Origin of the sequence: Mycolicibacterium peregrinum (genome assembly GCF_001665625.1) — a bacterium.
Taxonomy (GTDB): Bacteria; Actinomycetota; Actinomycetes; order Mycobacteriales; family Mycobacteriaceae; genus Mycobacterium; species Mycobacterium peregrinum_B.
The window spans coordinates 1-8,569 of sequence record NZ_LZSY01000025.1 but is presented as its reverse complement, the minus strand read 5'-3'; the positions used below and the strand labels follow the sequence as shown (position 1 = coordinate 8,569).

General features: G+C 62.3%; 8 protein-coding genes and 2 pseudogenes. 7 read left to right on the top strand and 3 right to left on the bottom strand.

What is annotated here, in order from left to right; translation table 11 throughout:
- Positions 1 to 101 (bottom strand): annotated as a pseudogene (locus A5779_RS34875) (DUF3237 domain-containing protein); the annotation flags it as partial.
- A 239-nt stretch (positions 102 to 340) separates the two neighbouring features.
- Here A5779_RS34875 and A5779_RS04300 point away from each other — a divergent pair.
- From A5779_RS04300 to A5779_RS04285, 4 genes are all read left to right on the top strand, one after another.
- Entirely contained in the window at positions 341 to 901 is a 561-nt protein-coding gene (locus tag A5779_RS04300) for a cupin domain-containing protein (RefSeq protein ID WP_064879307.1), read from the top strand.
- Between the two features lie 50 nt (positions 902 to 951).
- On the top strand, positions 952 to 2,457 hold the full coding sequence (locus A5779_RS04295) for a CoA-acylating methylmalonate-semialdehyde dehydrogenase (RefSeq protein WP_064879305.1): 1,506 nt from the start codon (positions 952 to 954) through the stop codon (positions 2,455 to 2,457).
- Positions 2,454 to 2,879 carry a VOC family protein gene (locus A5779_RS04290; RefSeq protein ID WP_064879303.1) on the top strand — a complete coding sequence of 142 codons (426 nt, stop codon included), beginning with the start codon at positions 2,454 to 2,456 and terminating at the stop codon, positions 2,877 to 2,879. The genes A5779_RS04295 and A5779_RS04290 overlap by 4 nt, the downstream gene beginning before the upstream one ends.
- Positions 2,880 to 2,958: 79 nt before the next feature.
- Complete coding sequence (locus tag A5779_RS04285; RefSeq protein ID WP_064879301.1) at positions 2,959 to 3,825, top strand: mycofactocin-coupled SDR family oxidoreductase; 867 nt, start codon at positions 2,959 to 2,961, stop codon at positions 3,823 to 3,825.
- Between the two features lie 50 nt (positions 3,826 to 3,875).
- On the opposite strand, the gene A5779_RS04280 is transcribed toward A5779_RS04285, so the two are convergent.
- A complete protein-coding gene (locus A5779_RS04280; protein ID WP_302050788.1) occupies positions 3,876 to 4,586 on the bottom strand; it encodes a TetR/AcrR family transcriptional regulator in 711 nt (236 codons plus the stop codon).
- A 247-nt stretch (positions 4,587 to 4,833) separates the two neighbouring features.
- Between A5779_RS04280 and A5779_RS04275 the strand changes: the two genes are divergently transcribed.
- Entirely contained in the window at positions 4,834 to 6,339 is a 1,506-nt protein-coding gene (locus tag A5779_RS04275) for a long-chain-fatty-acid--CoA ligase (protein WP_064879299.1), read from the top strand.
- 326 nt (positions 6,340 to 6,665) lie between these two features.
- On the opposite strand, the gene A5779_RS04270 is transcribed toward A5779_RS04275, so the two are convergent.
- The gene (locus tag A5779_RS04270) at positions 6,666 to 7,703 is read right to left on the bottom strand and encodes an NADP-dependent oxidoreductase (protein WP_064879297.1); all 1,038 of its coding nucleotides are present in this window, start codon (positions 7,701 to 7,703) and stop codon (positions 6,666 to 6,668) included.
- Between the two features lie 286 nt (positions 7,704 to 7,989).
- Between A5779_RS04270 and A5779_RS04265 the strand changes: the two genes are divergently transcribed.
- Together A5779_RS04265 and A5779_RS34870 are read left to right on the top strand one after the other, a co-directional pair.
- Positions 7,990 to 8,472 (top strand): nuclear transport factor 2 family protein, encoded by a 483-nt coding sequence (locus A5779_RS04265; protein ID WP_082941521.1) that lies wholly within the window; start codon positions 7,990 to 7,992, stop codon positions 8,470 to 8,472.
- Positions 8,469 to 8,569, top strand: a pseudogene (locus A5779_RS34870) (DUF3237 domain-containing protein); the annotation flags it as partial. The gene A5779_RS04265 and the pseudogene A5779_RS34870, both read left to right, overlap by 4 nt.

Here is an 8,569-nt window from a genome sequence, read left to right as displayed (position 1 = left end):
CCGGTGACGGCCAGGACCTGACGCAATCCGTACGGGCCCGGACCCACGATCTGGGGTTCGGCGAGCTCTGCGGTGTAGCTGAACTCCGGCTCCAATTTCACTGTTGGACCTCCATTTTCAAGCGGGGCTGCTTTCAGCGCCGCGGTGGATCTGAGAGTGCACCACGAGTTGGTGATAGTCAACACATTGTCGATTTATTGCTTGACTTCGCTGAAGTGGGGCCGGTTTTTTAAAGTGGACAGTGTGTTGACTACAATCGACTGTGAGTCTAGTCTCAACTTTGCCAAGGCCGTGACACCGGACACCGACGCGCGGCGCACAACGACGAAAGAGGATTGACATGGCCACGAGAGCGGACGTCGACCAGATCCAACCTTCAACTTCACGCGATGGTGAGAGCTACGTCTCCCACCGTGACGACATCCACTTCAACATGACCGGTGACTTCATGACCGGGGTGGATTTCTGGATTCATGCGACCGGTGAGACCACGAACGGTCAGCTGATCGTCATCGAGACCAACTGGGTGCGTGGTACCGAACCGGTCTGGCACATCCACCACCGAGAAGAAGAGGGCTTCTTCGTGATGGACGGCGAGATCAAGATTCACACCGAAGCCGGTTCGTACAACGCCAAGAAGGGCCAGTTCGTCTGGGGGCGTAAAGATCAGCGGCACACCTATGAGGTCGTCGGCGACGAAGCCCGGATTCTCGTGGTGTTCGTCCCGGGGCCCGACAGCTCGGGTTTCGAGCCCAACGGTGGTATCGACAAGTACTTCTACGAAGCGCGCGATCGTGAGCTCCGGACACCCGAGCAGCTGCAGGCCGAGGTCGAAAACCTGAAGGTCAACTACGGCCTGGAGATGTTCCCCGAAATTCCGCATCCCCGCCAGAACGCGTGAGCGTGGTTGTCGTTTCGGATATTCCGCATTACTGAACCATTGGAGTTGCTGTGACCATCGATGTATCTCTTGACACCGTTCCACATTGGATCGGCGGCGCGGCCGTCTTCTCGGCGGAAGGATCGCGAGCCGAGATCCATGATCCCGCTACGGGGCGCGTGATCGGGACTGTCGTGCTGGGCGGTGCCGATGCCGTCGACGACGCTGTCGTCAGTGCGCGCGCTGCGGCGGAGGCCTGGGCCGACACCCCCGGCCCAGCCCGCGCAGCGATACTGCATCGCTTCCGGGTTTTGCTGCACGAGCAGGTGGACGACCTGGCGTCGATCATCACGGCCGAACAGGGCAAGACGCTCGCAGACGCCCGGGGAGAGCTGGCACGCTCGATCGAAGCCGTCGACGTGTCGCTTTCGGTGGTGCAGCAACTCAAGGGAGAGTACGCCGAGCAGGTTGCCAATGGGGTCGACACGTACTCCTTCCGGCAACCGCTCGGTGTATGCGCCGGCATCACGCCGTTCAACTTTCCGGTCATGGTGCCGGTGTCGATGTTCGCAGCCGCCATTGCGTGCGGGAACGCGTTCGTGCTCAAGCCAAGTGAGCAGGTGCCATCGGCAGCGGTGCGGTTGGCGCAGATCGCGAGCGAAGCAGGATTGCCCGAAGGCGTGCTGAATGTTGTGCACGGGGGTGTGGAGGCAGCCGAGGCGCTCATCGACCACCCCGATGTCGCGGCGGTGTCGTTCGTCGGGTCCACCCCGGTCGCACGTGCGATCTACCGGCGCTCGGCCGAGGCAGGCAAGAAGGTGCAGGCTCTTGGGGGTGCCAAGAACCACCTGGTGGTCATGCCCGACGCCGATCTCGATGCCGCGGCCGATGCGCTGGTTTCGGCGGCCTACGGGGCTGCGGGTCAGCGATGCATGGCGGTGACGGTCGCCGTCGCGGTCGGCTCGGCGGCAGATGCATTGGTGGACAAGATTGCCGAGCGCGCCAACGCGTTCAAGGTGGGACCGGGCGCGGTGTCGGGTTCTGACATGGGGCCGTTGATCTCGGAGCGCGCGCTCGATCGGGTCCGAGGGGCGCTGGAACGCTCCGTCAAGCAGGGGGGCCGATTGGTCGTCGACGGCCGTGATCGGACAGCACCCGCAGCCGGGTACTTCATCGGTCCGAGCCTCGTCGATCACGTCGGCGTCGAGAGCGACCTCTATCGCGACGAAGTGTTCGGACCGGTACTGAGCGTGTTGCGCGTCGAAGATCTCGATCAGGCCCTGCAGATCGTCAACGACAATCCCTACGGGAACGGCGCCATCATCTTCACCGGCAGCGGCACCGCTGCGCGTCGGTTCAGCCGGGGCGTATCGGCGGGCAGCGTAGGGATCAACGTGCCTATCCCCGTGCCGATTTCCTGGTTCGGCTTCGGCGGATGGGGGGACTCACGCTTCGGAGACGACGGGCTCAACTACGACGGATACCGCTTCTACACGAGGTCCAAAGTCGTCACGCAGCGTTGGACCGAGCCGAGGCCCGGCCTTGCTCCGCACTTCGTCGCGGCAGGCAGTCAATGACCTCGCCACCCGCTGCCGGCCTCCCTCGGCTCGACCACGTCGGCATCCTGGTCCGTGACCTGGACTCGGCACTCGCGCACTGGTCCCATCGGTTTGGGGTGGAGGTTGCTCGTTCGGTCGAGGTTCCGGCGATGAGCCTTCGCGCGGTGTTCCTCAACGTTTCCGGCGCAGAGGTCGAGCTGTACACCCTGCACGACCTGGACGCGCTTGAGAAAGCCCTCGACGGCGAACCGGCAAAACTCGACCACCTGGCACTGCGGCTGCATCACGCCGACGGCCCTGAACTCGCGGGCTGCGCCATCCGAGGCCCTGGCCGTCCGGAGCCGATCGGAGCACCGATTCTGATGGGGGAGGCCACCCATGTCTGGACCGAACCTCCAGGTATCGATGTTCTTCTCCAACTGATCAGACCGAGCGAGTGAAGTCTCAACCTATATCCGTTGCACCACAGGCGGTCTCGCCGATCGGCCGGCCGTAAACCAATCACCACGAGGAGTAAACATGGGACGCATGGCAGGAAAGGTCGCCCTGGTCACCGGAGCGGCCCGAGGCCAGGGGCGAGCACACGCCATCCGCCTCGCACAGGAAGGCGCGGACATCCTCGCCTTCGACTGTCCGGCTAACGGCGGAGTTCCGTATCCCGTTGGCACGGCAGCTGACCTCGAGATCACGGTCAAGGAAGTCGAGGCGCTGGGTCGGCGAATCATCGCACACCAAGGCGACGTTCGTGAGCAGGCCCCGCTGGACAAGTTGGTCGCCGAAGGCGTGAAGGCCTTCGGCGGACTCGATGTCGCGGTGGCCAACGCCGGCATCTGGACTGTGCACCCGTTCGCAGACATTCCGGAGGACGAGTTCCTGGATGTTCTCAACGTCAACATCATGGGGCCTTGGCGCACGCTGAAGGCGGTAACTCCCGCCATGAAGACGCGCGGAGGTGGCTCGGTGATCATCACCTCGTCCGGTAACGGCGTCGAGGGATCCCCCCACTATGTCCACTACGTGGCATCGAAGCATGGCGTACTCGGCCTGGCGAAGAGCGCAGCACTCGAGTTCGGTCAGTACGGCATCCGGGTCAATTCACTTCTTCCAGGACCTACCGATACGCCCGCCCTGGACTGGCAAGGCGGCTACGACCTCTGCGCAGGCAAAGGACCTGGCCAGGGTGTCAAAGAGGACTTGCAGGGCGCGAGGTACTGGGCAGTTCTGCGGGATGTGGGCCTGCTGCCACCGCAGGCCATGAGCGAGGCGGTGCTGTGGCTGGCCTCGGACGAATCACGATGGACCACTGGTCTCGAGATGTTGGTCGAAGGCGGCCACATGCTCATGCCCGGCCTCAATATGACGAAAATGGCCCTGGACAACCAATAAAGGTACTACCAACCGTAGCGGTCAAGCGGAGCCCTCCTCGAAGAGGTCGATCATGCCTTCGAGGAGGGCTTACGGCGTCTAACTGGCTTCTCGCGCGGCTTCCACTCAAGGCCGTAGACCGTGCGCAGCCAGATCGTCGTCACTGTTTCGGCCATGTCCCCCAACGGGATTGCGTTTTCGCTGCGCAGACTCATCAACGCAAGATTGCGTTCACCCATCCACATCAAGGCGGCAGCCAACGACCTGGCCGGCGGGCCTGCGATCGCCACCCCGGTCTCTCTGTCCCGCTCGATGCCTGCGGCAGCAGCGTCGATGAACCGACCGAGGATTGTGTCCCACTGCTTCTGCAGGTCCGGCTCGGCCGCAGCGGCGTCGCCGACTTCCCGAAGAACGTGACCGTGCTGTTCCCACACCTGAATAACTTCGTTGACCGCGTGCTCGATGGCCGCCTCCGGCGGCATACCGGCCGGACGTTCAAAGATCAGTTGCGATGCTTGGAACACGTCGGCGGTGACCCGCGAGAGGAGCGCCGACAACAGCTGCCACTTGGACTCGAAGTAGAAGTAGAACGATGACCGAGACAGCCCCGCGCGCTTGGTGAGATCGTCGATGGAAATGTTGCGCAGCGGCACTGTGCGCAACATGTCGTAAGCACCTTCGAGGATGGCTTGTTCGCGTCTGTCACCTTTGATGTTTCGTCGGCCCACCCGTGTTTCTGTGGTGCTCAGGTTGAAAGATGAAGTGGACGCCATGCGAAACATGATAGGTCAGGCCAACTGCGAAACAGGTGTACCAAAGACCGAAGTACCGGGTAATAATCGACATTGTGTTGAGTATCACCAACGATTAGTGCATACTATGAGCGTTGTATCGGCCTCGCCTTCAACGTTCGTGCCGGCGCCGGCCGTCGACTCAGATTCGGCCGCTGTTCCGCCCGCGCTCAAACGCGATTCGCACGCCTGGCCGCGGAATGAAAATGCGAGCTCTCTTTCGAAGTAGGAGTCAACCGTGTCCAACCTCGCTGGCAATCTCGTCGCGACTGCGCACGAATACGGGGACCGGCCGGCCGTGAAGCTCGATGAATACGTGCTGTCGTACCGGCAGCTCTATGACCAGGCTTCGGCTGTGGCCGGAGATTTGCGGGCCCGAGGCGTGCTCCCCGGCGATCGGGTGGGTCTGGTGCTCCCCAATGTTCCGGCATACCCAGTGCTGTTCTACGGCGTCCTCCTGGCGGGCGCTGTCGCAGTTCCCATGAATCCGCTGCTCAGTGCACGTGAGGTCGAGTACTACCTCACCGACTCGGGTATGACGATGGTGTACGGGTTGGATGGCAGCGATTCCGTCGTGCCGGCCGCAGCGGTGAAAGTTGGAATTCGCTCGGCATTGGTGCGCCCTACGGGGCCAATCAACCTGTCCGGCAGCCCAATCCGTGAAGCGGCCGAGCGAACCGACAACGATACTGCGGTGATCCTGTACACCTCGGGAACCACTGGCAAGCCCAAGGGGGCAGAACTCACCCACCGGAACATGTCCTCCAACGCCGCGACGACAGTGGACACGTTGATCAACGTGGGCCCTGAAGACGTGATCCTTGGGTGCTTGCCACTGTTTCACGTCTTCGGCCTCACCTGCGGACTCAATGCAGCAGTCAAAGCCGGTGCCCTCCTGACGCTCGTTCCCCGCTTCGATGCTGCCAAGGCATTGGAGGTCCTGGCCCGCGATCGAGTGACGGTTCTCGAAGGCGTGCCCACCATGTACGCCGCGATGCTGCACTCTCCCGATGCGGACAACACCGACATGTCCTCGCTCCGCACGTGCATCACCGGCGGTGCGCCCATGCCTGTCGAGATTCTCAAAGCATTTGAGCACAAGTTCGATTGCGAAGTCTACGAAGGGTATGGGCTCTCAGAGACGGCGCCTATCGCCTGCTTCAACCAGCCAGGCCATCAGCGCAGGCCTGGCACCATCGGGATACCTGTGCGGGGTTGCGCGCTGCGCATCGTCGGCGACGATGGCGAGGACATTGCTGATGGCGTCCCTGGCGAGATCGCCATCCAGGGAGAGAATCTGATGAAGGGGTACTGGAACCGACCTGAGGCAACGGCCGAAGCCATCCCCGATGGCTGGTTTCGTACCGGCGACATCGCCATTCGCGATAGCGACGGGTACTACACCATCGTCGACCGGAAGAAGGATCTGATCATCCGGGGCGGGTACAACGTGTACCCCCGTGAAGTCGAGGAAGTGCTCTACGAACATCCTGCTGTCGCTGAAGCCGCGGTGATCGGCATCAAACACGCAGACCTCGGGGAGGAGATCGGCGCGGCCGTTGCGCTCAAACGTGGGGCGCACGCAGAAGTTGGCGAATTGAAGGCGTTCGTACGAGATCGTCTCGCGGCGTATAAATACCCCCGCCAAATCTGGTTCGTCGACTCCGTGCCCAAGGGTCCGACCGGCAAGATCCTCCGACGCGAAGTGCAGCTGCCCAACCCACGGGATCGGCTGAGTAGCTGACCGCGCGGTCGGCCCACAACCGGGTGCCGATCACCAAGGTCGTAGTGCTCAAAGAGTCCCGATGTCATCGGTAGACGTTCGTGGCCCCGCCGCGGGTGTTTGTATCACGTAGAAGCCGCAGAACCTGTAGTGCACCAGTACAACTGACATGACGTATTCGGGCGACCCGGCCGACGTGGCTGCCGACGACGCGCACAAGGACTTGAGCGCAGCAGAAGATGCAATCTTCACGGAAGCTGAGCCGTCGCAATCATTTTCATGGCCAGTTGTCGCCCCACCCCGCCGGTGACTTACCACCGGCCGGGTGGCGCGCGCTCAGGGACGGGCTAGGGGAGCGGTGCGACCTGGACGACTGTCTTTCCGCGCGCGCCGCCGGAAAGTGCCTGATTGAGGGTTTCTCGAGCACTTTCCAGACCTTCGACGACGGTTTCGTCGTACATGACCGAGCCCTCGCCCAGCGCCGCGGCGAGTTTGCCGATGATTTCGGTGTAGCGCTCTATGTGGTCGGTGACGATGAAACCACGCAGGGTGGCGCGCTGCATGAGCAACTGGTTTGCGTTGCGCAGACCTGGTTGATCGCCGTCGGCGTTGTAGGTGTCGTACTCCGAGATCAGACCACATAGCGCCACTCGAGCACCGATGTTCAACCGGCCCAGCACGTGATCCATGATCGGGCCGCCCACGTTCTCGAAGTCGACGTCGATGCCGTCGGGGGTCGCCTCGTCGAGTTGCTCGCGCCAGTCGTCCGAGTGCCGGTCTACGCATGCGTCGAAGCCCAGTTCCTCCACCAGATGCCGGCACTTCTCGGTGCCGCCGGCAATGCCGACCACGCGGGCGCCTCGCTGCTTGGCAAGCTGTCCAGCGATAGAACCGACGGCGCCCCCTGCGGCGGAAACAACAACCGTCTCGCCGGGCTGCGGATCGCCCAGCTCGATACCGATGAACGCTGAAATACCAGTGTGGCCAAGTACTCCCAGGAATGCCGAAAGCGGCGCCGGTAGTGGGTCGGGCAGCACTGTGAATGGAAACTCCAGAACGGAATCGTCAGCGACACAATATTCTTGCCAGCCAGTGAAGCCGAGGACGAAGGCGCCCACCGGAAGGTCGTCTCGCCGACTTTCGATCACCTGACCGACACCGAGACCACGCATCACCGCACCCAACTCAACCGGCGGGATGTACGAACGCAACTGGCTCATCCAGACACGGTTCGTGGGGTCGAGCGACAGGTACAGCGTGCGGATCAACGCCTGCCCCTCCGCAATGTCGGGGACGAGCTCCTCGGCCCACACAAGATCTTGTTCGGTGACTTGGCCTTGCGGCCGCCTCTGTAGACGAAACAGCCGGTTGGTGAGTGTTTTCATGGCGAATCCTCGTTGTCGGCGGTGACTGGAATGGTGGTCATCAGGGCGCGCAAGCACCGCATCCAGAGGGATCGCGCCAAGACCTGGGTCCATCCTAGACTCGGTGTTGAGTTTAATCAACGATGTGTCTAAGACTGATGGTGTTCGTTTTGAGGGTTGCGAGTCACGTTCGGGGGCAACGGGTGTGGCATTCGTCGACATACTGTTGACTATTAACGACGTATGGTGCACTCTCGATTTGTCATTCGACTGTGACGGCAGTCGATCGAGAGATGGAGGCGGGCGCATGAGCGTACAAACGGACAACCGCGCGACGGTTGAGCGATTCTGGGGGGCCCTCGATGACGGTCCGCCTCAGGGCGAGGCTCTGGAGGCTTGGAAGGACAACTTTGCCGAAGACGGCGTCTGGGAGATGCCCTTCGCACCCGAACCGCTCGCCGATACAGTCCCTGGCCGACACCTGATCGGCCATTTCATCGACTGGTTCTTCGCCTCGGTGCCCGACCTCCGGATCGATTCGCTCACTGTGCACGACACGACCGACCCGGAACTTTTCATTCTGGAGCTGCACGGGAAGGCGACGGTCACGCAGACCGGCAAGATCTACGCCAACACGTATTGCACGCACATGCGGATCCGGGACGGCAAGGTTGTGCTGATCCGCGAGTACTTCAATCCCGACGTTGTCCTCGAAGCCTTTGGGCGCGACGTGATCGCCGAGGGCATGTCAGCTGTGATGGCAGCCGCGGGAGCGGGGGCTGGCCAGTGAAGTTGGAGCCGGAGTTCAGTTACACCGCAGAGCTCGCCGAACCCCAGATCGTGGGTCCGGGCCCGTACGGATTGCGTCAGGTCCTGGCCGTCACCGG

Coding starts and splice junctions, on each gene's coding strand:
- A5779_RS04300 (WP_064879307.1), top strand. CDS start 341: ATGGCCACGAGAGCGGACGTCGACCAGATCCAACCTTCAACTTCACGC.
- A5779_RS04290 (WP_064879303.1), top strand. CDS start 2,454: ATGACCTCGCCACCCGCTGCCGGCCTCCCTCGGCTCGACCACGTCGGC.
- A5779_RS04285 (WP_064879301.1), top strand. CDS start 2,959: ATGGGACGCATGGCAGGAAAGGTCGCCCTGGTCACCGGAGCGGCCCGA.
- A5779_RS04280 (WP_302050788.1), bottom strand. CDS start 4,586: ATGTTTCGCATGGCGTCCACTTCATCTTTCAACCTGAGCACCACAGAA.
- A5779_RS04270 (WP_064879297.1), bottom strand. CDS start 7,703: ATGAAAACACTCACCAACCGGCTGTTTCGTCTACAGAGGCGGCCGCAA.
- A5779_RS04265 (WP_082941521.1), top strand. CDS start 7,990: ATGAGCGTACAAACGGACAACCGCGCGACGGTTGAGCGATTCTGGGGG.